21 protein-coding genes are annotated in these 22,462 nt (G+C 54.0%); 9 read left to right on the forward strand and 12 right to left on the reverse strand.

What is annotated here, in order from left to right; all coding sequences use genetic code 11:
* Positions 1–205 precede the first annotated feature (205 nt).
* Positions 206–1,198 (forward strand): LLM class flavin-dependent oxidoreductase, encoded by a 993-nt coding sequence (locus M0D42_RS15240; protein WP_265019453.1) that lies wholly within the window; start codon positions 206–208, stop codon positions 1,196–1,198.
* On the opposite strand, the gene M0D42_RS15245 is transcribed toward M0D42_RS15240, so the two are convergent.
* Positions 1,195–2,328, reverse strand: coding sequence for an alkane 1-monooxygenase (locus M0D42_RS15245; protein ID WP_265019454.1), 1,134 nt, complete (start codon positions 2,326–2,328; stop codon positions 1,195–1,197). The two genes, M0D42_RS15240 and M0D42_RS15245, sit on opposite strands and share 4 nt — an antisense overlap.
* A gap of 63 nt (positions 2,329–2,391) precedes the next feature.
* The gene (gene mutY / locus M0D42_RS15250; protein ID WP_265019455.1) at positions 2,392–3,453 is read right to left on the reverse strand and encodes an A/G-specific adenine glycosylase; all 1,062 of its coding nucleotides are present in this window, start codon (positions 3,451–3,453) and stop codon (positions 2,392–2,394) included.
* Between the two features lie 86 nt (positions 3,454–3,539).
* Between mutY and M0D42_RS15255 the strand changes: the two genes are divergently transcribed.
* Both M0D42_RS15255 and M0D42_RS15260 read left to right on the forward strand, forming a co-directional pair.
* A complete protein-coding gene (locus M0D42_RS15255; RefSeq protein ID WP_265019456.1) occupies positions 3,540–4,040 on the forward strand; it encodes a DUF721 domain-containing protein in 501 nt (166 codons plus the stop codon).
* Between the two features lie 12 nt (positions 4,041–4,052).
* Complete coding sequence (locus tag M0D42_RS15260; protein ID WP_265019457.1) at positions 4,053–4,709, forward strand: DsbA family protein; 657 nt, start codon at positions 4,053–4,055, stop codon at positions 4,707–4,709.
* 37 nt (positions 4,710–4,746) lie between these two features.
* Here M0D42_RS15260 and lpxK read toward each other — a convergent pair whose 3' ends face one another.
* Positions 4,747–5,754 carry a tetraacyldisaccharide 4'-kinase gene (gene lpxK / locus M0D42_RS15265; protein ID WP_265019458.1) on the reverse strand — a complete coding sequence of 336 codons (1,008 nt, stop codon included), beginning with the start codon at positions 5,752–5,754 and terminating at the stop codon, positions 4,747–4,749.
* The gene (locus M0D42_RS15270) at positions 5,754–6,995 is read right to left on the reverse strand and encodes a 3-deoxy-D-manno-octulosonic acid transferase (protein ID WP_265019459.1); all 1,242 of its coding nucleotides are present in this window, start codon (positions 6,993–6,995) and stop codon (positions 5,754–5,756) included. The genes lpxK and M0D42_RS15270 overlap by 1 nt, the downstream gene beginning before the upstream one ends.
* A gap of 119 nt (positions 6,996–7,114) precedes the next feature.
* On the opposite strand from M0D42_RS15270, the gene M0D42_RS15275 reads away from it, so the two are divergent.
* A complete protein-coding gene (locus M0D42_RS15275; RefSeq protein ID WP_265019460.1) occupies positions 7,115–7,858 on the forward strand; it encodes a glutamine amidotransferase in 744 nt (247 codons plus the stop codon).
* On the opposite strand, the gene M0D42_RS15280 is transcribed toward M0D42_RS15275, so the two are convergent.
* The 3 genes from M0D42_RS15280 to M0D42_RS15290 all read right to left on the reverse strand — a co-directional run bounded on the left by M0D42_RS15280 (position 7,855) and on the right by M0D42_RS15290 (position 11,610).
* A complete protein-coding gene (locus M0D42_RS15280; protein ID WP_265019461.1) occupies positions 7,855–8,637 on the reverse strand; it encodes a 3'(2'),5'-bisphosphate nucleotidase CysQ in 783 nt (260 codons plus the stop codon). The genes M0D42_RS15275 and M0D42_RS15280 overlap by 4 nt on opposite strands.
* Complete coding sequence (locus M0D42_RS15285) at positions 8,624–9,970, reverse strand: TldD/PmbA family protein (protein ID WP_265019462.1); 1,347 nt, start codon at positions 9,968–9,970, stop codon at positions 8,624–8,626. Before M0D42_RS15285 ends, M0D42_RS15280 begins: the two co-directional genes overlap by 14 nt.
* A gap of 128 nt (positions 9,971–10,098) precedes the next feature.
* Positions 10,099–11,610, reverse strand: a complete 1,512-nt coding sequence (locus tag M0D42_RS15290; protein ID WP_265019463.1) for a DUF2125 domain-containing protein — start codon at positions 11,608–11,610, stop codon at positions 10,099–10,101.
* A gap of 117 nt (positions 11,611–11,727) precedes the next feature.
* Here M0D42_RS15290 and M0D42_RS15295 point away from each other — a divergent pair, with 117 nt between their 5' ends.
* On the forward strand, positions 11,728–12,492 hold the full coding sequence (locus M0D42_RS15295) for an SDR family oxidoreductase (protein WP_419195973.1): 765 nt from the start codon (positions 11,728–11,730) through the stop codon (positions 12,490–12,492).
* Positions 12,489–13,100, forward strand: coding sequence for an enoyl-CoA hydratase/isomerase family protein (locus M0D42_RS15300; RefSeq protein WP_265019464.1), 612 nt, complete (start codon positions 12,489–12,491; stop codon positions 13,098–13,100). Before M0D42_RS15295 ends, M0D42_RS15300 begins: the two co-directional genes overlap by 4 nt.
* 2 nt (positions 13,101–13,102) lie before the next feature.
* Here the strand turns inward: M0D42_RS15300 and M0D42_RS15305 are convergent, their stop codons facing one another.
* Entirely contained in the window at positions 13,103–13,396 is a 294-nt protein-coding gene (locus tag M0D42_RS15305) for an HNH endonuclease (protein WP_265019465.1), read from the reverse strand.
* A 75-nt stretch (positions 13,397–13,471) separates the two neighbouring features.
* Between M0D42_RS15305 and M0D42_RS15310 the strand changes: the two genes are divergently transcribed.
* Positions 13,472–14,809 carry a mechanosensitive ion channel family protein gene (locus M0D42_RS15310; protein WP_419195948.1) on the forward strand — a complete coding sequence of 446 codons (1,338 nt, stop codon included), beginning with the start codon at positions 13,472–13,474 and terminating at the stop codon, positions 14,807–14,809.
* Positions 14,806–15,963, forward strand: coding sequence for a TIGR03862 family flavoprotein (locus M0D42_RS15315; RefSeq protein ID WP_265019466.1), 1,158 nt, complete (start codon positions 14,806–14,808; stop codon positions 15,961–15,963). The genes M0D42_RS15310 and M0D42_RS15315 overlap by 4 nt, the downstream gene beginning before the upstream one ends.
* 6 nt (positions 15,964–15,969) lie before the next feature.
* On the opposite strand, the gene M0D42_RS15320 is transcribed toward M0D42_RS15315, so the two are convergent.
* From M0D42_RS15320 to leuS, 4 genes are all read right to left on the reverse strand, one after another.
* Positions 15,970–16,854 carry an SRPBCC family protein gene (locus M0D42_RS15320; RefSeq protein WP_265019467.1) on the reverse strand — a complete coding sequence of 295 codons (885 nt, stop codon included), beginning with the start codon at positions 16,852–16,854 and terminating at the stop codon, positions 15,970–15,972.
* A gap of 89 nt (positions 16,855–16,943) precedes the next feature.
* Positions 16,944–17,969, reverse strand: coding sequence for a DNA polymerase III subunit delta (gene holA / locus M0D42_RS15325; protein WP_265019468.1), 1,026 nt, complete (start codon positions 17,967–17,969; stop codon positions 16,944–16,946).
* A complete protein-coding gene (gene lptE / locus M0D42_RS15330) occupies positions 17,966–18,463 on the reverse strand; it encodes an LPS assembly lipoprotein LptE (RefSeq protein WP_265019469.1) in 498 nt (165 codons plus the stop codon). The genes holA and lptE overlap by 4 nt, the downstream gene beginning before the upstream one ends.
* Complete coding sequence (leuS, locus tag M0D42_RS15335) at positions 18,450–21,020, reverse strand: leucine--tRNA ligase (protein WP_265019470.1); 2,571 nt, start codon at positions 21,018–21,020, stop codon at positions 18,450–18,452. Before leuS ends, lptE begins: the two co-directional genes overlap by 14 nt.
* A gap of 178 nt (positions 21,021–21,198) precedes the next feature.
* On the opposite strand from leuS, the gene M0D42_RS15340 reads away from it, so the two are divergent.
* Positions 21,199–22,458 carry a glycosyltransferase family 4 protein gene (locus M0D42_RS15340; protein WP_265019471.1) on the forward strand — a complete coding sequence of 420 codons (1,260 nt, stop codon included), beginning with the start codon at positions 21,199–21,201 and terminating at the stop codon, positions 22,456–22,458.
* The last annotated feature ends 4 nt before the right edge of the window (positions 22,459–22,462 follow it).

The following is a 22,462-nucleotide window of genomic DNA, read 5'->3' on the forward strand; positions in this document are numbered from 1 at the left end:
CCTGACCATTGACCGAGGTACCGCCGGTGCCTGTGGACTGACTTACACAAGGCACCACAACTTGCCCTGCCGATTAGGCAGGGTTTTTTCTGTACTGGCCCAAAATGAATTCCAATTATAAATTGGTTGAATTTTGGGTGGACCAGACCTTGAAATTACTCTCCTAGATTGGGAAAAGCTGCGCTAACACGACATGGAGTGTCACTTGCAGAATTTTTCAATTCTTGATCTTTCGCCAATCTGTGAAGGGGAAACAGCGTCCGAAGCAGTCCGCGCAACAGCCGCATTGGCCCGATCGGCAGAAAATAGTGGCTACCACCGCTTTTGGCTTGCGGAACACCACAATGCTCCGGGTATCGCCAGCGCCGCTACAGCCGTCATGATTGGTCACGTCGCAGGGGCGACCTCAACGATCCGTATCGGGGCCGGTGGGATCATGTTACCCAACCATTCGCCTTTGGTGATTGCAGAGCAATTTGGGACGCTCGCGTCGCTTTATCCGGGTCGCGTTGATTTGGGGCTAGGTCGGGCGCCGGGCACGGATATGGCAACTGCCCGTGCTCTTCGCCGGCATATGGAAACGGCTGATAACTTCCCTCAAGATGTGCTCGAATTGCTGAGCTATTTCGGGGACCCGAAACCAGAAGATCGAGTGCGAGCCTATCCTGGTGTCGGCACTCATGTTCCGATTTGGATATTGGGTTCCAGCCTCTACGGCGCACAATTGGCGGCGCAATTGGGCCTACCCTACGCGTTTGCCTCCCATTTTGCGCCGGCGATGTTGGAACAAGCCCTTCAGATTTATCGCTCTCAGTTCCAGCCTTCACCCTATCTCGACAAACCCTACGTGATGATCGGCACGGCGGTGTGGGCAGCCGACAGCCTTGCAGAAGCTGAATTCCTGCGGTCATCTCATATGATGGCGGTTGCAAACCTACGTTCTGGTATATCTCACCCGCTTCCACGGCCAGTGAAAGATGTAGAGATGCTCGTTTCGCCCCGGTTACAATCAGTTCTGGCAGATCATCTGGCGTTTTCGGCTATCGGTACTAAAGAAACTCTGCGAACTCGGTTTTCGCAGATGATTGAGATGTTCGAACCTGATGAGTTGATTGTAACCGGCATGATTTACGACGCAGGTGCGAGAATACGGTCCTTTGAGGCTGTAGCGGATGTTCTGAAAAGCTTGAAAGACTAGCGTGGCAGGGGATTGGTTGCGTTTTTGTAAGGTAGCCAATCTGTGATGCCTGGATAGTATTGTTTGCGCCATGCACGGACTTTGGGGTTCATCACTCGCCGCCAAATCGGCGGCACCATCGCCGCCATCGTCATGATCGGGTAGCCATAGGGCAGTTGCGGCGCATCTTCGGTGTCATAATTCTGCAAAAGCGGAAAGCGCCGGTCCGGCTTGAAGTGGTGATCAGAGTGCCTTTGCAGGTTGATGAGCAACCAGTTTGACGCTTTGTGCGCCGCGTTCCAGCTGTGGTGTGGCTTCACGTGCTCATATTTTCCGTCTCCCAAATGCTCACGTGTCAAACCGTAGTGTTCGACGTAGTTCACAAGTTCCAACTGCCAGATGGCGACGCCTGCCTGCAGAAGGAAAAGGCCCAAGCCAGCCCAGCTGCCGACGGCAAAAGCGATGCAGAGCATCAGCGCCTGCAGCACCCAGTAGCGCAAAAACGGGTTTTTGCGGTGAAGCCAATGCTGGTCTTTGCGGGCAAGCAAGGCTTTTTCAGCTTCAAAGGAGCTGATCAATGATTGGCGCAAGACCCGCGGAAAAAAGCGGTGGAAGCCTTCGTTATAGCGTGCTGTGACAGGATCGCGTGGGGTCGCTACATAGCGGTGGTGCACCAAGAGATGCTCGCTGCGGAAGTGGGAATAGAGCACCATACTGAGCAAAATGTCCCCCAACCAACGCTCGAAGTTGTTTCGTTGATGCATCAGCTCATGGCTGAAATTTATGCCGACCGTACCGGTCATAACGCCGACGCCAAAGAAAAGAACGATGGTCTCAAGCGTGCCAAGATGCGGGGCGTTCAGCGCATAGTTCATCACTCCGAACAGGGTAATAAATTGGACAGGAGCCCAGATGATTGTCACCATTCGGTGCCAAATCAATTCATCGTCTGGCGTGTTGGGATCTAGATTCTCAAGATTAAGACCCGTGGCGGCATCCAGAATGGAAAACAGATACCAAGTTGCCAGCGGAACTGCGATGACCCACCAGCCGCCCAGAAATGCACTAAGCCAGACCAAAGGAGGCAAGATCATAGGCAGCCAAAATGGGAGTGCCTGCGACAGGGAGGCTTTCGAACTGGTTTTTGTCATGGCGGCTCCGATCTGCTCGACCTGGCACGTTTGAGCACATATTGCTGTGCAATAGAGAGCGGATCAATCGCCTGCCTTGATTAACGTCAAGTCAAATGCTTTTCGCATCACAGTTGGCAAATCGCTGGCCCGAAAGTCGGCAGGGTCAAGAAAATCGCCAGACTTTGGCGAGCGATCCATCGGCACCAACGCGGTTTTCACAGTCAGTCGCAAATGGAAATGCGTGAACGTGTGTCTGGCCTCTGTGTTCAGCGTCTTCCATTCTGCGCGAATGGGTTGCTTGTGATCGGGTACTTCAGTTTCTTGCCAATCTGAGCCTGGCCAGCCGAGCATACCGCCCAGCAATCCTTTGTCGGGGCGACGTTCCAATAGAAAAGCTCCGTCCACGCGTCGTGCAACATAGACGGTTCCAAATCTTGTGGGTTTTGGTTTCTTAGGTGTCTTTTTGGGCAGTTCAGCGGCAGTGCCGTTCTTCCTCGCAGTGCAAGGGGAGCGCCAAGGGCAAATTCCGCAGGCCGGGTTTTTCGGAGAGCAAATGGTTGCGCCGAGATCCATAACAGCCTGAGCATAGTCCCCTGGTCGTTGTTGGGGAGTAAGGTTTTCGGCGTAGTTTGTCAGTTCGGGTTTTGACGCGGGAAGCGGTGTATGCACGTCAAATATCCGGGCCATGACACGCTCTACGTTTCCATCCACAACGGTGGAGGGCTGATCAAAGGCAATCGCACTGACTGCCCCTGCTGTATAAGGGCCGATACCCGGCAATTTCAGCAGCGCCTCATAGCTGGTTGGGAAAACTCCGTCGAAGTCATTTGCAATGACGCGCGCGCATTTCAACAGGTTTCGTGCACGGGCGTAGTAGCCCAAGCCTGCCCATTCTCCCATCACATCGGCATCTTTGGCTGCGGCGAGATCGTTCACTGTTGGCCAACGAGATGTGAAGCGCAGAAAGTAATCTTTGACTGCGGCTACTGTAGTCTGTTGCAGCATGATTTCAGAAAGCCAGACCCGGTACGGGTCCGGTGTAACACCACGTTTGCGATCATCGGGGCCAATACGCCATGGCATCTTGCGGGCATGATGATCATACCATTCCAGCAAATCAGCGGCTTTCGGCTGGTCACGCAACTGTTATATCCTCTGTTACAAACTGGCTCTGGTCATGGCGGCGTTGCGCTTTAAAATAGCGTTGAATGAAAGGATGCAAGCCTCTGATGCGCAAATCCTCCTACAAAGGCTTTCAAAGGACGTCTACCCTGCTGCGTGATCGTATTCGCAAGGCAGGTGAAACGCGTGGTTTTGCCGTGACCAAGGTATTGACCCACTGGTCGGAAATTGTAGGGCAAGAAACCGCGGCGATCTGCAAACCAGTCGATATTAAGTACGGCCGGCAGGGATTTGGTGCGACGCTTACCTTGCTGACAACGGGTGCGCAGGCTCCGATGCTAGAAATGCAGAAAGAGCAACTGCGTCAGCGTGTGAACAGCGCCTATGGTTATAACGCCATTACCCGGATGCGGATCACACAGACAGCGCCTACTGGGTTTTCGGAGGGTCAGGCGCGGTTTGCACCAGAACCCAAGCAGATCAAACCGGAACCAAGTGCAGAAGTGAAACGCGAGGCCCATGAGATGGCAGCACCTGTGCAAGACACAGGATTGCGTGATGCGCTTGAACAGCTGGCCTCTAACGTCTTATCAAAATCAAAAACCTAAGGAAAAATCGTAATGAACCGTTTGATCCCAATCATCGTCGCGGGCCTCGTCGTCATTGCGGGCGGGGCATATTATCTTGCCCAGACAAGTGAGCCAGCTGTGGCGCAAACTTCGGTGGAGACACCAACTGAATCTGATCTTGATACCTCTGGCATTCAAGAAATGGTTCTTGGAGATGCCAATGCGCCGATCACCATGATCGAATATGCGTCCTTCACTTGCCCGCACTGTGCGACCTTCCATGAAAACACATATCCGCAGCTCAAAGCTGACTACATTGATACCGGTAAAGTGAAGTTTGTTTTCCGTGAAGTTTACTTTGATCGCTACGGCCTTTGGGCTTCGATGATCGCGCGCTGCGGTGGGCAGGAACGCTTCTTTGGTCTGACAGACCTCTTGATGAAGAGCCAATCTGACTGGGCTCGTGCTGGCGACCCAGTGGCGATTGCTGACGCCATTCGAAAAATTGGCCGCTTGGCTGGCTTGCAGGATGCAGAGCTGCAGTCTTGCCTGCAGGATGAAGAATACGCAAAGACCTTGGTGGCTTGGTATCAGACCAACGCGGCTAAAGACGATGTGTCCGGTACGCCATCATTCGTCATCAATGGCACCAAATACAGCAACATGTCTTATTCTGATATGAAAAGCGTGTTGGACGGTCTGCTGTAAGACCCGACGCAAGCTTCTGATGAAACGCCCTCTGAAGTCAGGGGGCGTTCTTTTTTGCCAGTAGGCGATCTAGCAGGGAGTCAATCTCTGACCAGTCCTGAAGCTCCAGCCGAACCGGCAGCGTCAGGACACGATAGCGATAATCTCTCGGTAGTCTCACCGCGTCTTTCTCGGTTGTCACCAATTGCGCCCCAAGACGATTTGCATCCGCATCCAAACGCGCCAAGAGGCTTGTGGTGAGCGGTTGGTGATCGTCTAAAGCATGGGTTTGAAGCAGGGTTGCACCCAGTCCGCGCAATGTATTGAAGAATTTCTCAGGATAGCCAATCCCGGCAAAGGCGAGGAAAGAAGTACCCGTCCAGTCCATGCCCGTTTCCAAGGGTTTCAACTGCCCTTTGGCATGTGGGGAGGCGATTTTGGCACCCCAGGCATTTGAGAACTGAGCCTGTGCGCTCTCCCCCCCGATAGACAGAACTAGACCAGCGCGCTTCAATCCAACGTCTACCGGTTCTCTGAGTGGCCCTGCCGGAATGCAACGTCCGTTTCCGAAGCCGCGGCGCGCGTCTACAACTACGATAGAGGCGTCTTTGGTAAGATCCGGGTTCTGAAACCCGTCATCCATCAATATGATCTCTGCTCCGGCTTGCTGAGCCGCCTTGGCTCCTTCGGCGCGATCTTTGGCGACCCAGGTGGGTCCAAAGGCTGCGAGGAGCAGAGGTTCATCTCCGGTTTCGCTTGCTTTGTGTTCGCGCTCATCAACTTGGATCGGCCCCTCGATCGAACCTCCATAGCCGCGTGTCACGACATGGGCATCGATACCTCTGGTTTGTAACCGTTGCAGAAGCGCAATTGTTGTGGGGGTTTTGCCCGTGCCTCCGGCATTGATGTTTCCGATACAAAGGACGGGAACATCAGCTGTAAAGCGTGCTGGTTTTTTCAGACGTTTCGCTGTCGCCGATGCATAGAGCGCGCCGATGGGGGCCAGTAGCCGCGCTTGCCACCCCGGCTTTTCAGCCGCGTTATTCCAAAAGGATAGTGGGCGCATCAGCTTGCCTCTCTCTGGTCCATGGCGTCATTCACACGATCGATAATGCGATCAGCCACCATGGCCCCTTCAGATACGATTTCCCAACCTGCATGCACCATTTTAGCGACTTTGTCTGGAGCCATGAGGCTTGCCACCGCAGCGGAAAGAGAATCTGCGTCCTTTACAATGCGCGCAGCCCCGGCCTTGGCCAGACGTGAGTAGGCTTCCAAATGCAGACGCACACCGGGACCGTAAAGGATTGCAGATCCTAAGGCCGCGGGTTCATAGGGATTGCGACCGCCTTTTCCTGACACCAAAGAACTTCCGATGAAGCTCATCGGGGCAATGCGATAAAAAAGGCCGAGTTCTCGCGGGTTTTCAGCGAGCAAGATTTGGGTTTTCTCATCTGGCATTTCGCCGTTGTCCCAAAGGCTCACACGCCAGCCACCTTCTTCACAATCATTCAGCACAGCGCCAGCATCCTGAGGATTGTCTGGAACGATGATCAGGAGCATTCGGGGCGAAAGCCGCATACTAAACTTATGCGCTGCCAAAACGGGAGCGAGCTCTTCAACCTGAACGCGCGCGGCAAGCCAAACTGGGCGGCCACGTAATACCTCGCCGAGGTCCTCCAAATCAGTGTCAGAACATGTGAGTGCTGGGCTCTCTTCCAGCAACGGACCGCTGTCTTCAATCGGCGCATCCAGGCCCAGCATGCGTCTTAAGCGGTAAGCGCTTGCAGCATTTATTGCATAGATGCAGGTGAACATCTGCAGCGTGGCGCGCAGCGAATCTGGGAGCCATAGCCAGCTTTTGTGTTCGACGCCAAGTTCGCCTGCATCCACCAATACCATGGGCATATTTGCCTTGTGAGCCCCGTGAATGAGAGCAGGGCGCAGCCAAGGCCCAGAGCAAATCAGTGCCTCAGGCTTCCAGAACTTCAGAAACTTTTCGACATCTGCCGGGTTTTCGGAGGGCGCTGGGCAGAAAATCACATCTTCGGGAAGCTCTTTAGGGGGGGCACAGTTAGGTGCCAATGTGATCAACACCCGCGTTTCCCCGCGCTGTGCGGCCAGTCGGTATCCCAGTTGAGCAAGCACATGAATGCGGTCTGGATCAGCGCAGTGCAGCCATAACAAAGTCCCTTCCGGACGCACCAGGGTCCCCGCGTCCCATGAAAGGGCCTCGCGACGTGCGAGCGTCAGATAGGTTGTCAGAGAAAGCGAAGGTGCCATGGCGTCTCGGGTGATGCGGCTCAAGGCCGCTTTTGATTTCAAACTATTTGCTCACTTCAGGAGCCACAAGGGCTAACCTAGGCTGGTTGACCTTCGCGATGGGATCGGGCACCAGATTTGAACCAAATTATAAGAGTGTCTTTATGAAGCCTTTCCTGATCTTGCAATTGCGCCCCGAGCCAGAAGCCAGCGACAATGAGTTCGAGGCTATTTTGACGAAATCAGGACTGTCTCGCGAGGCGACCCATCGGGTGCAACTTAATCAGGAAGACCTTCCAGACGATCTCAATTTGGACAGCTACTCCGGCATCATTGTTGGCGGCGGTCCGGGATGCGTTAGCGATGCCCCTGAAGATAAAACAGAGATCGAAGCCCGGATTGAATCCGCCATTCTGTCTTTGATGCCTGAGGTGACGGAACGAGACTACCCGTTTTTGGGCTGTTGCTATGGCATCGGAGTTCTTGGACATCACCTCGGAAAAGTCGTCAACAAAGACAACTATTCTGAACCTGTTGGGACAGCAGATTGTAGCCTCACCGAAGACGGCAAGACCGATCCTTTGTTGTCGGGTGTGCCCGATCGGTTTGAAGCCTTTGTGGGTCACAAGGAAGCGATGCAGCGTTTGCCGGAAGGCTGCACACATTTGGTCTCTGCACCAACCTGCCCCTTTCAGATGGTGCGGTTTGGTTCAAACGTCTACGCCACGCAATTCCATCCGGAAGCAGATGCTGATGGGTTTGAATTTCGGATCGGCATTTACAAACACAATGGCTATTTCGATCCTGAGGCGGCTGACGAGTTGATCGAAATGTGCCGCGCTGCGGACGTGTATGCGCCAGAACTTATCCTACGGAATTTTGTCGAGACTTACGCGCGTGCGATCTAACGCAGAGCCTGCGTAACTTGCTCGTGAAGTTTGGCATTTCCTGCCACGACTCCAGCGAGCCTTGGGTCTTGGTTGTTGTAACGCAGAGGGTTTCCTGACTTATCGGAAACTGTTGCTCCTGCTTCCTCGAGGATGATGGTCCCCGCTGCAACATCCCATTCCCAAGTAGGGCGCAGGGTCAGCATTCCATCAAACGATCCATCCGCAACGAGTGATAGGCGATACGCCAAAGAAGGGCGGTGGCTGCGATTGAACTTGGGAACATTCTTCCAATGTTTGGCGTCCATTGTTGGTTTAGCGGCCAAGATTTCAGAAGCATCTAGGTTCGAAGCATAGCTGGGTGAAATGGGTGTCGCATTTAAGGTCGCGCCCAATCCATACGCAGCCGTATAGAGCTTGTTGCGCAAAGGCAGAAAGACAACACCCGCTACGATCCGACCTTTTTCAGCTATTGCAAGTGAATGGGCCCAAGTGTTGCTGCCTTCGATAAAGCTGCGCGTGCCGTCGATAGGATCGATGATGAATGTACGGTCGCGATTAATTCGCTCATTATTTGGCGGTGTTTCTTCACTCAACCAGCCATAGTCGTGGCGCGCTGCTTGGAGCTCCGCTTCCAACATCCGGTTTACCGCCAGATCCGCTTCGGTGACCGGACCCGCGCCGTCAGGTTTATTCCAGACTTCCGGATTCGCATTGGCATAACCCGATGCGATGCGCCCAGATTCACGGGCGGCATCAATCAGCAAATCGAGATCGGCTTGGAGATCACTGCCCTGCAAGTGTCATCCCTTCGACAAGCAAGGAAGGGACGATCCGTGACAGATAAGTACGGGCGTCATTTGCGGGAACTATGCTTTTTAGCATGTCGCGCAAATTTCCTGCGATGGTGCACTCATTTACGGCATGTGTGATTTCACCGTTTTCGATCCAAAGCCCTGCGGCGCCGCGAGAATAGTCACCTGTATTCGGATTGATCGTCGAACCAATCAATGACGTCACCAGAAGGCCGGTGCCCATTTCACGAATAAGATCATCGCGGCTCTTTTCACCCTGCGTCAGCGCAACATTCCACGTGCTTGGTGAAGGCGGGCCGCCTACGCCGCGTGCGGCATTGGCAGTGCTTTCCAATCCCAGCTTTCGCGCATTCGCAAGGTCTAGGGTCCAGCCAGACAAAGTGCCATTATCAACGATGGCGCGTTTTTTTGTTGCGAGGCCTTCGGCGTCAAACGGACGTGATCCCGAGACACGCGGGCGATGCGGATCTTCAATGAGGGAAATTCCCTTGGGCAGAACATCTTCGCCAAGCGCGTTGAGCAACCATGAAGAGCCCCTTGCAATGGCCGCCCCGTTGGATGCGCCCAGCAAGTGCCCGATGAGAGAGCTTGAAATACGTTCATCAAACAGCACAGGGAAAGCCCCTGTTGGTGGCTGTTTTGCATTCAGTCGCGCAAGCGCACGATGAGCGGCAGATTGCCCGATATCTTCTGGGGAGCGCAGATCAGCCTGAAATATCCGCCCGTCTCCATCATAGTCTCGCTCCATTGCAGCACCGGTGCCCGCAATGGCAACACAGGATGTGCCGCGATCAGACCGTGCATAGTGTCCTGAGAACCCATTGCTTGCAGCGAGCTGCACCTCTGTTTGCCCATAGCCCGCAGAGGCTGACTGAACTTGAGAGATTCCCTCAATCGCGAGTGCAGCTGCTTCGGCTTCTGCGGCATCTGACTGCAGATCAGATGGATCAGGTTCTGCGGTTGGATCGCATAACTCAAGCGCATCTAAATCCCAGGCGGTTGCGATTTGATCAGAGCTTGCGAGACCTATGTAAGGATCTTCCGGAGCTTCTTTCGCCATGGCGATGGCGCGTTCAGCCATCACTCGAATTGTTTCAGGTTTAGTATCTGATGCAGAAACATTTGCCTGGCGTTGGCCAACAAGGACGCGCAGCCCGATGTCGACGGCCTCTGACCGCTCTGCGTGCTCCAGCTTACCTTGTCGAACGTCGATGGAAACCGATGTGCCCTTGAGAGCCATTGCATCCGCGGCATCGGCCCCCGCTTTTTGCGCGGCCTCAAGCAGTTGATTGGTCAGATCTTCAAGATTGGTTGTCATCCTGCCTCCGCAAATTCGTTGCTATTGAGGTAGACCTCAGGCGCGGTCAAAGCAAGAGGTGCAGCCCGTAGCAAAGAAAAAGGACCGCCTGTTTGCGACAAGCGGTCCCTTTCAGATGTTAGTGACTGTTATTTGATGCGTTGTCCGTTTGCCAGAACATGGCCGGATTCATTGACCTCGATGCGAGAATTCAACTCATCCTCGGATGGGCCTGGGGTTGCAAAGATACCCATCATCATACGGGCGCCCATGGCGTCGTCTTCGCCGACAAAGCCCATCTGGATGAGTTTATCGAGCAGACCGTTGCCACCCAGCAGACGGAATTCAGCAGCGCCCAATGGGCGTGGCATGCCGTCAAAGCTATCCATGTCGGTATTGTCAAATGTGAAGTCACCTTCGCCTGTGAGCTCTGCGCCTGCGATTTCAACAACGAAATCGGAAAGTGTCAGGGCGGTCAGTTCGCCGGGGAACTCATCGCTGTCTTCAATGGATGGATCCAACAGGCTGGTGAATATGCGGGTCTTGCCGTCCAAAGTGAAGCTCAAAGTGGCTGGATCACGAGGTAGAATTGCAGAAGGATCAAAGATGTTCCAAAGCATTTCTGGAACAGACAGACCTCCGAAAGTCAGGCCAAGCGCAAAGTCCTGTTCCTCTTCAGAAGCGGCCAGAGGCATTTCAAACTCGTAACCGATTTCCTCCAGTGTGAAGGCAATGGGGAAAGGAACGTCGCCCCCCACTAGGTTGATCGACAGGTCGCTTCCTGAACCGAGGTAACCGATACCCTCGCTAGAAAACGCAACTTCGACTTCGCTTCCTCCAGAGGTCATATCAACGTTCACGGGTTGATCATCTTCGACCGCGGTCAGTTGGAATTCAGAACCGTTTTGACGGAAGGAACCATCCATCGCAAATCCAGCTTCAAATAAGGCTTCGGGGTCTTCCATATCGATACCAATTGGAACAAGCCCACCACCTTCAAAGCTCAGGCCATCAACAGCGCCTGTAATGACGACATTGGCATCTTCTGAGGAATCCACAATGCGTACTTCATATGTGACACCGGCCGCAGACATGTTTTGCTCGATCTCGCGCATGTCCCCAATCTTCATCGAAGACTGGCCAATCAGATTATCCATGGTCATTACAAACTGCAGATCATCTGGTGCATCTTCGCCGACGACTTCAAAATCTGCCAGTTCGACGACCAGGGACGCTGCGGTGTAGCTGTAGGTCATGTCATTAGGCTCACCGGACACAACGGTGGACATGCCAGTCATGTCGATGGCGACATCAATTGCGACGGCGTCCCCTTCAGGAGATTCTGCGTCGATTTTAAAGGAGGACTTCTGCGGCATGCCGACAAGAACGGTACCGTCACCTTGATCGGTGAAGGTGAGTTCGGGCATTGTCATCACCACGTTACCCTCGTCCTGAGGGATATCGAAGGACATTGTCAGATCGGAGATAGTGAGAGTATCGCCAGATCGACTTTCGGTACCTTCGACGGAGTAGCCGAAGTCCTCCATGTAGGATTTCCAATCTGACCAAACTTCTTGACCAGTTACATCAGCCTGAACGGCTGAAGCTGCAAAAATGCCGGCCAGCGCGGTGGCCCCACTTAATTGAGTCCAACGTGACATCACGAACCCTTCCCAAATGAAATTCTCTATCAACTTCGGGACTCTAGTCGCTGGGGTCAAGGGGCAGGGGTGGACCAATTGAGATACCAGGGCTACGAATGGCCAAAATCTCATCCGATGGAGGGTGTCATGGCGAATATGCGGGGCAAAACAGTCTTAATCACAGGTGCGAGCCGCGGGATCGGTGCCTCTGCCGCGCGGGTTTTTGCCGATGCAGGCGCAAACGTCGCTTTGTTGGCAAGAACCGAAGACGCAATTGCAGATCTCACAAAGGAAGTTGGTTCCCAAGCCATGGCCATCCCCTGCGATGTCAGTCGTTTCTGGGAGGTGCAAAAGGCCGTGGATGCTTGTGTCGCAACCTTCGGCCAAATCGATGTACTGATCAATTGCGCTGGATTAATTGAACCCATCGCACATTTGTCAGAAGCGGATCCTGAAGACTGGGGACACTTGATAGATGTAAATGTCAAAGGTGTCTTCAACGCAATGCGCGCCACGCTGCCGGTCATGATTGAAAACGACGGTGGAACAATCTTAACAATTGGGTCCGGCGCAGCTCGAACACCTTACGAAGGTTGGAGCGCCTATTCAGCGTCGAAAGCAGCAGCACTGATGTTGACACGAACAGTTCACAATGAAACCTCAGCCCAGGGCATTCGCGCTATGAGTTTGGCGCCCGGATCCGTGGCCACCGACATGCAGGTGATTGTGAAAGATAGCGGCATTAACCCAGCCTCTCAGAGGGGGTGGGATGAGCATGTTCCCCCAGAATGGCCTGCAAAAGCGCTCTTGTGGATGTGTGGTTCTGAGGCCGATCCTTGGTGTGGAGAGGAAATCTCACTCCGTGACAATGAGATTCGTCAGAAAGTGGGGCTGGTGTGATTCAACTCTGCAAAGAAGACAACGGGCTTTGGATCGTCACCATCAATCGTCCAGAGAAGGCCAACTCTCTCACCGAAGCTATGCTGACCGAGCTTGCGGACATTGCCGAAAGCGCAGGATCGGCCAAGGTGATAATCTTTACCGGTGCCGGTAAAGTTTTTAGCGCAGGGGCTGATCTGGATGAAGCTCGCGCTGGGCTTGCCACAAGCCCGGTTTGGGAGCGTCTGTCCTCTGCTGTAGCCCAACTTCCTTGCCTTACAATCGCTGCTTTGAATGGCACTCTGGCCGGTGGCGCAAATGGTCTCGCGTTGGCTTGCGATCTTCGCATCGCCGTGCCTACAGCCAAGTTCTTTTATCCGGTCATGAAGCTCGGCTTTCTGCCGCAACCTTCAGACCCAAAGCGCATGACAGCACTCATTGGTCCATCACGGACGAAACTGATTTTGATGGGCGGTCAAAAGATTTTGGCAGATGAAGCTCTGCAATTCGGTTTGATAGACCGGGTTGTTGAACCGGATGACTTGATGTCCACCGCGCGTGCGATAGCCGGAGATACACTAGCCGCCTCAACTGAAATTGCGCAGGGCATCAAGTCTCTCTGTCAGTAAGTTCACCGCTTGCGTCTTGGCCCGGGTGTTCGTGAGTGAAATGTCGCCGGGCGTTTGGTTATCCATGCGATGAATTTGGCGATGCGTTCATGGGATCGCAGTGCCTCTATCGTATTGAATTCCCGTGCCAGTTCCGTTTCCGTGAAAGTGGCGTGTATCTCATTGTGGCAAATCTGATGGAGCAAGACTGTTGGACCACCTTTTCCGCCCTTCAGCCGGGGGATCAGGTGATGGTGGCTTTGTTTTGCATCCGCAGGAATGGGGCGCAAACACAATGGGCAGATCGGATCTTGCATCGTTTTTCTTGAGCTTTCGCGAGGGATTGGGCAAGAGAATGCGACAGGTTGGGTAAAAGTCAAAGGGGTTGCGCAGTGGAAAATCTATCGGTGGATCAACAACCGGAAATCCTTGTCCAAGCGCTGTCTTATTGGGATCAGGGTCTAGCGATTGCCAAAGAATGGGTGCTGAGCCCTGCGGCTTGGTCACAGTTTGCGCTGCTCGTCGCTGCGTTTTTAGTCGCGCTGTGGATCAGTCGACGTTTGCGACCCATTCTGACCAAGCTGTTAACACCTGAAGCTGAAAACAACTCGGTTTTTGCGAAAGCGCGCCGATTTGTGCTGCAGTTTGTCCCGCTGCTCCTGCCGCTCTTAGCGTTTGCCCTGACTGGTGTTGGTGAAAACATCACCCGCAGCGTTTTTGGGTCCGGGGCCGTCATCGCTTTTGGTAAGCGTGTCTTTCTTTTCCTTGCGGTGCGTATCTTGGTCAAAGAGGTGATCCAAGATCCATTTATGAAAGTGCTTGGGAAGTATCTGCTCATACCATTGGCTGGTATCTATGCGCTTGGATTGTTGGGGCCAGTCATGGCGAAGCTGGATTCGACGGTGATCCCACTGGGCAATCTGAGCTTCTCACTCCTGTTCCTCGCAAGGTTTGCGATTGTTGGCGGGGTGATATTCTGGCTCGGTCGCTGGTCGAATACACAGTCGACCGCATTCATCAAAAACCAATCAGAGATGCGCCCAGCGATGCGCGAATTGGCTCTTAAGGCCAGCGAGATCGCTATTTTCGGCATCGCGTTCCTGCTGCTGATGAACATCATGGGCATCTCTCTAACATCCCTTGCAGTGCTTGGGGGTGCTATTGGTGTTGGTCTCGGTTTTGGCCTGCAAAAGATTGCCAGTAACTTTATCTCCGGCGTGATCCTACTTCTGGAAGGGCAGGCAACAGTTGGCGATTATGTAGAACTTGATGGCGGCGAGGCTGGCACCATTGTGAAAATGACTGCCCGCGCAGCCATTCTTGAGACCTTCGATGGCCGATGGATTGTGGTGCCGAATGAGGATTTCATTACCACTCGCGTAGTGAACTTCTCTGACAGTGGGTCGGCCAACCGCTATGAGGCACCTTTCTCAGTCAGTTATGACACGGACATCAACAAAGTGCCTGAGATCATCGAAGCTGCCGTCGCCAAACTTGAATTTGTGCTCGATGATCCAGATGGTCCCGATTGTGAACTACGCGGGTTTGGTGACTCCGGCATAGATTTCGCAGTTGAGTTCTGGGTAAACGGTATTGATGATGGCAAAAACAAGTTCACACCAAAAGTGCTGTTCGCCGTTTGGAACGCGCTGAAAGACAATGGCATAGAAATCCCATACCCACACCGTGTGGTCGAGTTCAAAGGCCAAATACCAGACATCGCAAAATGAAGACTGCGCTGATCATTGGAGCCGGTCCGGCAGGGTTAATGGCGGCAGATGCTCTGTCATTGGCTGGCCATAAAGTGACCGTTGCAGAAGCGAAACCGAGCGTTGCGCGCAAATTTCTGATGGCCGGGAAATCGGGGTTAAACCTAACGAAGGACGAGCCGCTAGAGGAATTTCTGAACGCCTTTGAGGAAGCTAAAGAAGCGCTCCGCCCTATGATCTCTACCTTTGGTCCTAAGGAAGCAGTGGCTTGGGCTGAAGCCCATCAGCAGGAGATGTTCAGGGGATCAACGGGGCGCGTTTTTCCCAAGGCGATGAAGGCGTCTCCGCTGCTTCGAAACTGGCTGACTAAGCTGTCGGGCCAAGGTGTTGAAATCAAAACCCGTCATCGCTGGATTGCGATGGATGATGGATATGTCTTTGAGACACCTGATGGCAAGGTCACTTTGACTGCAGATGTGATCGTGCTGGCCTGCGGAGGGTCTAGCTGGGCCCGACTTGGGTCAGATGGTGCTTGGGCCGACATTGTCGATCTTCCAATTTCACCAATCAAACCGGCGAATATGGGCTTTGAAATTTCCTGGTCCGCTCATATGGAAAAACACTTCGGACAACCTGTGAAAGGTGTTTGCTTGATTGCGGGGGCGCACAAAAGCCGCGGTGAATTTGTGATCTCGGAGACCGGGATAGAAGGCGGGGGCATCTACGCGTTATCGCGTTATATCCGGGAGGGAAACGAGCTTTGGATTGATCTTTTGCCAGACCAGAGTGAAGCCGACATACGCAGGCGTATGGGTGTTGCGCGTGGTAAAAACAGCTTTGCTAACCATCTGCGCAAGCAGCTTAAGTTAGGTCCTGTCAAGCAGGCGCTGTTGATGGAATTCGGGCGACCACTACCAGAGGATATTGCACCCGCAGTTAAATCTTTGCCGATCAATTTGAAGGGCTCTCGGCCGATGGATCAAGCGATTTCCACGGCGGGTGGACTGTCATTTGAGGCATTAGACGAGACGTTGATGGTCAAATCCCAACCCGGCGTTTTCGCTGCTGGCGAGATGCTGGATTGGGAGGCCCCCACAGGGGGTTATTTGTTGACGGCCTGCCTTGCAACAGGCCTGTGGGCGGGCCAGCGTGCCGCCGAGTGGTTGGCGCGCTAAGTACGCCTAAGTTGTGCTTTCCATGCGCTCGGCCCAACGATCTCCAAGGCGTTCCAGCAATCCGCTGAACTTATATGGGGCGATTTTGTTGAACATCATACGCGCGAAAGCATTGCCTTTGGCCTTCACAAAAATCTCGATCAAAAATTCACTCTCGATTCCTTTAGTGTCGACCGACCATCGGCCTTGCACCGTGTCGAAAGGATACGGGTAGCCCTCGGCTTCAGTGTGGACGTTGAACCCGTAAATACGGCCTTCCTCATAAAGATCGCAGGTCTCAGTCCAATTCTCGCCATCCGGTCCGTAGCAGCGCCGCTGCATGCCCAGGGAATCGCCTTCGATGACTTCGACCTTCGAAATATTGTCAGCTACATCCGCATAAGCTGGATGATCGTTTATGATCTTCCACACCACGTCTTTAGGAGCTTTGACCTTGCGCCGTGTGGTCGCGACCAGAGTGCCGTCCTGCGTCGAGAATGAAACGTCGGTTATGGCAGGTTTGATGCCCTTCGCACCGCGGTATTGGCCTATTGCAAACATTGCTACGAAACCTGCCACGGCCCATAAGATTACAAGTCCTGAGATGGTGAAGTGCGTGCCATAAAACCATGTTAAAGCTGCGGTGCCTGCAATCCAGCCAAGGTCTGCCTGGACAACCTGCAACGTCCAAAACCGAGAAACTCGGTGGTTCATTGCGATGCTGGCAACGATCAGAGCAAAGCTCAAAAGGCCGATGCCAAGTAGGCGCAAGACCAGTGGCATCCAGTCTGGAGGAGCGTTTAGCATAAGCTTGGCAAATGGCCCAGCGGCGGCAATACAGGCGATGCCCGTCAGAACCGAAAAAGATGCATTGGCGAGCAGGGCTTTGCGCGCGGTGGATTGGTCAGACATGGATGTCTCCTCTTGCAGAATTGCTGCAAGAGTGGCGCATTGCAGGGAATGTTCTCAATTACCTAGCGGGTAAGCGAATTACCGATCCGTCAGCGCCGCGCGAGCATTGCAAGGCGTAGAAGCGCGCGCTCGACCAGAGCCATCGCGGGTGCGTTTTGGCCTGCACTGCGCAGTTGCAGATCGGTATCCGTCAGGATCGTCAGGGCCTGTTCCAACTTCGGTGCGCCCCAGCCAGAAGCTTGGCGAACCATACGGTCGCGTCTGGGTCCGAAGATGGGGGGGCGCATACGAGAAATGCCTTGCGAGGCTCCGCCGGGATCGGAGGCAGCCGTATAAAGAGCGCGAAAGTGACGGGTTGCGCCGATGCAAAGGCCAACGGGCTGCGTGCCTTGGGCATGCAGTTTTGACATCACCGGCCCGATTTCCTGAGCGCGACCCTCTGCGACAATGTTCAATACATCATCAAGCGCAGCTTCGGTTGAGGTTGGCGCGCAGGCGGCCACGTCATCTGAAGTTGCTGGTGATGGATCACAGTGCTTATAAAGCGCGAGTTTTTCCACCGTCTGTCGGAAGTCGCCCGGATCAAGCTCTTTTGACAGGTTGAACAGGTCTGTCATCGCCTCGCGATCGATCTCATTCAAACCTGCTTTGGCAAGTTCTGCTTCGATCTCTTCCCGGCTTGGCGGGTCGTTGTAGATGCCGACGGCATAGGCGTTGTTGTGGCCCTCGAAGGCTTTGCGGATTTTGGACGAGGCTTTGAGTTGCCCTGCTGTGACGATAATCTGAGCATCCCCGGGTGCCCAGTCTTCCAGCGCCGCCAGAATCGCAGGCGCCGCAGTGTCGGTCGCGTCTTCCACGAAAGCCACGCGTGGACCGGGGAAGAAGGACACCGATTTGATGGCATCCACCAATTGCGCGGGGTCTTTTCGTAGATCGCCACCCGGAATGCGCGTCAGGCGCATTTCTTCTTCGCCCTGCGGGCCAATGAGCGCAGCGATGACTTCTTGGCGTTTTAGCGCCACGCGCATCGCATCCGGGCCGTAGATCAATAACCCGGTTTTATCCGGATCCGGTTTGCCGAAGTAGCGGCTGGCATCGCGGGCGTTCAGCTTCATACGGGCAGGGTGTCTGCTTTGGCGATGATCTCGGTTGTGATGCGGTCCGCCAAGATGATCATCAGGCGTCGGCGCGCGTCACGGCGTGCAGCGAGTTCGGACACAGTAGAGCCTGTGGTTGAATAGCCAGTGAAACTGTCGACTTTGCCTGACAGCAAAACTTCTTTGCTGCTCAGATCGCGTAAAGCATAGGTCCCGGCACCGATCACTTCTTTACGTGTGGTGCGGTTGTCTGTCGTCAAGGCGACGCCAGCCTCGTTAATGTCCAGGGCAACCGAAAGTCCGAAGCGGGCATTGTCCGCTACTCCCAGACGATGCTCCAGCTGGCGAACCAACTCGAACTGATCTTCATTGCTGGGTTCATCCACCAGAATGGCGCTGCGCAGCCGGGTGGCTGCGCTGTCCGGTCCATAGACCGGTTCAAAGCTGCAGCCCGCCACAAGCGGCAGGCCTGCGGCCATCAATAAGAAAGAGCGGCGATTAAATGACGACATTCACAATCCGACCGGGGACAACGATCAACTTCTTTGGCTGGGCCCCATCCAGCGCTCTGACCACAGCTTCGTGGGACAGCGCCAGTTTTTCAACCTCTTCCTTCGGCATATCCTTCGGAACGCTAATTTCCGCACGGCGTTTGCCGTTGATCTGAATTGGCAGCGTGACGTTGGCTTCAACCAACATCGCTTCGTCCGCCACTGGCCACGGCGCGTCCACAATCAGACCTTCGCCACCTTGGTGCGCCCAGATGTCTTCCGCGAGGTGCGGTGTCATAGGGGACATCAATTGCGCGAGCGTCATGATCGCTTGCTTTTGTGCTGCAGCACCCGCTTTGGATTTGTTCAACGTTGCAGTGAAGCCATAGAGCTTCGCGATGGCTGCGTTAAAGCCAAAGCTTTCCACGCCCAAAGTCACATCGCGGATTGCTTTGTGCATTTCGCGCAGCAGATCTTCGTCGCCTTGGCCCTTTGCTTCTGGGTCCATCGCGCCGATCTTGTCGCACAGGTTCCAAACGCGGTTCAGGTGTTTGTGTGCAGCCTCTGCGCCGGACGCGGTCCATTCTACGTCGCGTTCTGGAGGGCTGTCAGACAGAACAAACCAACGCGCTGTATCAGCGCCGTAAGACGAGATGATCGCCAGCGGGTCCACAACGTTGTTCTTGGACTTGGACATTTTCGCGGACGGAATCACGGTGATTTTCTCACCGGTTTCCTTAACGAAAGTGCCGCCTTCGCGTTCTTCGACTTCGCTTGGGTAGTGGTAGATCGCGCGGCCGTTGTCGTCTGTGCGTTCTGCATTCTTATAGATCGCGTGAGTTACCATGCCTTGGGTAAAGAGCGCATCAAACGGCTCTTTTGATTTCTCAGGCAGATGCCCTGTGATGTTCATCGCGCGGGCGAAGAAGCGGGAATAAAGCAGGTGCAGAATCGCGTGCTCGATGCCGCCGATGTATTGGTCGACGTTCATCCAGTATTCTGCGTCGGCCATGTCGGTTGGCGTTTCCGCGCGCGGCGCTGTGAAACGTGCAAAATACCAGGAGCTATCCACGAAGGTGTCCATGGTGTCGGTTTCGCGTTTCGCTGGCTTGCCGCAGTTCGGGCAAGAGCAGTCGCGCCATGTTGGGTGGCGGTCCAATGGGTTGCCAGGTACCGAGAAGTCGATGGCTTTGCCGTCTTCATCGTAAGGCAGTTCAACCGGCAGGTTCTCTTTCTTTTCAGGCACCACGCCACAGTCATCACAATGGACAACCGGGATCGGACAGCCCCAATAACGTTGGCGGGACAGGCCCCAGTCGCGCAGGCGGAACTTAGTCACGCCTTCGCCCCAGCCGGCTTGTTCGGCGGCGTCTACGGCTGCATTCACGGCTTCTTCGCCTGTGGTCTCGCCTTCTGCGCTGAAGCCTTTGATGTAGTTCACCTTGTCGGTTTTGCCCGGCACATAGGCACCTTCAACGGCGTCGCCATTGGCCGGCTCAAAGACCGGAATGATCGGCAGGTCGTATTTGGTCGCAAATTCAAAGTCGCGATCATCATGGGCCGGGCAGGCGAAGATTGCGCCGGTGCCGTAGTCCATCAGAATGAAGTTCGCGATCCAGACCGGTAGTTCCCAATTTGGATCCAGAGGGTGTTTGACGCGAATGCCGGTGTCGTAGCCGAGCTTTTCGCCGGTCTCGATGGCTTCTTCGGTGGTGCCACCTTTGCGGCATTCCGCTACGAAAGCCGCGACCTCTGGATTGTCCTTTTCCAACTGCTTGGCGATTGGGTGATCTGGCGAGATGCCCACAAAAGACGCACCCATCAAGGTATCTGGACGAGTTGTATAGACATCGATCGGGGCTTTACCGTCTGTGCGTTCAAAGCCAAATTGCAGACCGCGAGATTTACCGATCCAGTTTTCCTGCATCAGCCGTACTTTGGCTGGCCAGTTTTCCAATGTGTCCAGAGCCGACAGCAGCTCGTCAGACATGTCAGAGATCTTAAAGAACCATTGGGTCAGCTCGCGGCGTTCCACCAAAGCACCAGAGCGCCATCCGCGGCCGTTTTCCACCTGCTCGTTCGCCAGAACAGTCATATCGACCGGGTCCCAGTTCACGACAGCGTTCTTACGATAAACGAGACCTTTCTCGAGCATGTCGAGGAACAAGGCCTGTTGCTGGCCGTAGTATTCAACATCACAAGTCGCAAACATGCGCGACCAATCAAGCGACAGGCCCAGAGGCCTCATCTGCTCAACCATCGTGTCGATGTTGGAATAAGTCCAATCCTTCGGATGACCACCAGAGGCCATGGCCGCGTTTTCCGCAGGCATGCCGAACGCGTCAAAGCCCATTGGGTGCAGTACGTTATGGCCAGTGGACATCTTATAGCGCGAGATCACGTCACCCATAGTGTAGTTGCGCACGTGGCCCATGTGCAGCTTGCCGGACGGGTAGGGGAACATCTCGAGCACGTAGTATTTCGGCTTGCTCTCATCGCGCACGGCTTTGAATGTGTCAGCCTTGTCCCAAGCTGCCTGCCACTTCGCTTCGATCTCTGCGGGGGTGTAGCGCGTCATGCGGATTTACCCTTATCTTGCTATCTATGGCCCGGAATTCAGATAGACCCGGAGCCTTGGTCGCGAAGGTGATAGGCTTCGACGGCGCTTTGGTCCAGAGCTTGTGGGAAAAAATGCAGTTTCAAGCATAATTAAGACGTGTCTATAACGGTTCAGACCCGATTTCAGGCCAATCTCAATGAACATCCTTTTCATTCATCAAAATTTTCCCGGACAATTTAAAAATCTGGCGCCCGCCTTGGCACGACAAGGACACCAATGTGTTGCGCTGACACTGCGAGTGAAAGAACCCGCCAGATGGCAGGGCGTGCAAATTCTGCCCTATGCTATTCAACGAGCGCAAGGGAGCGGTACGCATCCTTGGCTCAAGGATCTTGATACCAAAGTGATCAGGGCTGAAGCGTGTATGCTGGCTGCACAAAAACTGAAAGCGCAGGGATTTCAACCAGATGTGATTGTAGCTCATCCGGGGTGGGGTGAGCCGATGTTTCTTCGAGATGTCTGGCCATCAGCGAGGATCGGGCTTTATTATGAGTTATTCTATCAGTCGAATTCCGGTGACATTGGTTTTGATCCAGAATTCCCGAACCCGGCCGGAGCACTTGATACGCTTCGTTTAAGGCTGAAGAATCTCAACAATACGCTTCATTATCCGCTTGGAGATATGGCGATCAGCCCAACTCACTACCAAGCGAGCACTTACCCGGAAAAATTCCGAGAACGCATTTCGGTCATCCATGATGGCATCGACACCAATCAAGCTGCTCCCAATCCTGAAGCGAGATTTGAACTTACGGAAACCCAAACATTATCTCGTGATGATGAGGTTGTGACCTTTGTGAATCGCAACCTCGAACCCTACCGGGGATATCACGTGTTTATGCGGTCCCTTCCAATGTTATTAAAAGCGCGACCGAACGCTCGAATTGTGATTGTCGGGGGCGACAGCCATTCTTATGGGCCCGCAGCTCCAAAGGGGCAGACTTGGAAACAAATCTTCATAGATGAGGTGAGGAGCGAGATTTCTGACTCCGATTGGCAGCGTGTGCACTTTGTGGGGAAATTGCCATACGATCGTTTCCTTTCGCTGCTCCAAATTGCGCGGGTTCATGTCTATTTGACTTACCCGTTTGTCTTGTCTTGGTCCTTGCTTGAAACAATGAGCGTAGGTGGTGCAATTGTCGCCAGTGATACGGTACCTGTGAAAGAAGTCATCGAGCAAAACAAAACAGGACGGCTCGTTGATTTCTTCGATCGCGATGCCTTGGTTCGAAATGTGAGTGACCTTTTGGAAGATGAGGCCGCTCGAACAAGACTCGGACAGGCTGCGCGAGATCTCATACTGTCAGAATATGATTTGCAAACAGTTTGCCTTCCCAAGCAATTGGCTTGGATTGAAGAACTCGCAAAGAAAAAGCCCGGCGGGACCGAGCTTTAAATCT

The sequence above is a fragment of the Cognatishimia activa genome (assembly GCF_026016445.1).
Taxonomy (GTDB): domain Bacteria; phylum Pseudomonadota; class Alphaproteobacteria; order Rhodobacterales; family Rhodobacteraceae; genus Cognatishimia; species Cognatishimia activa_B.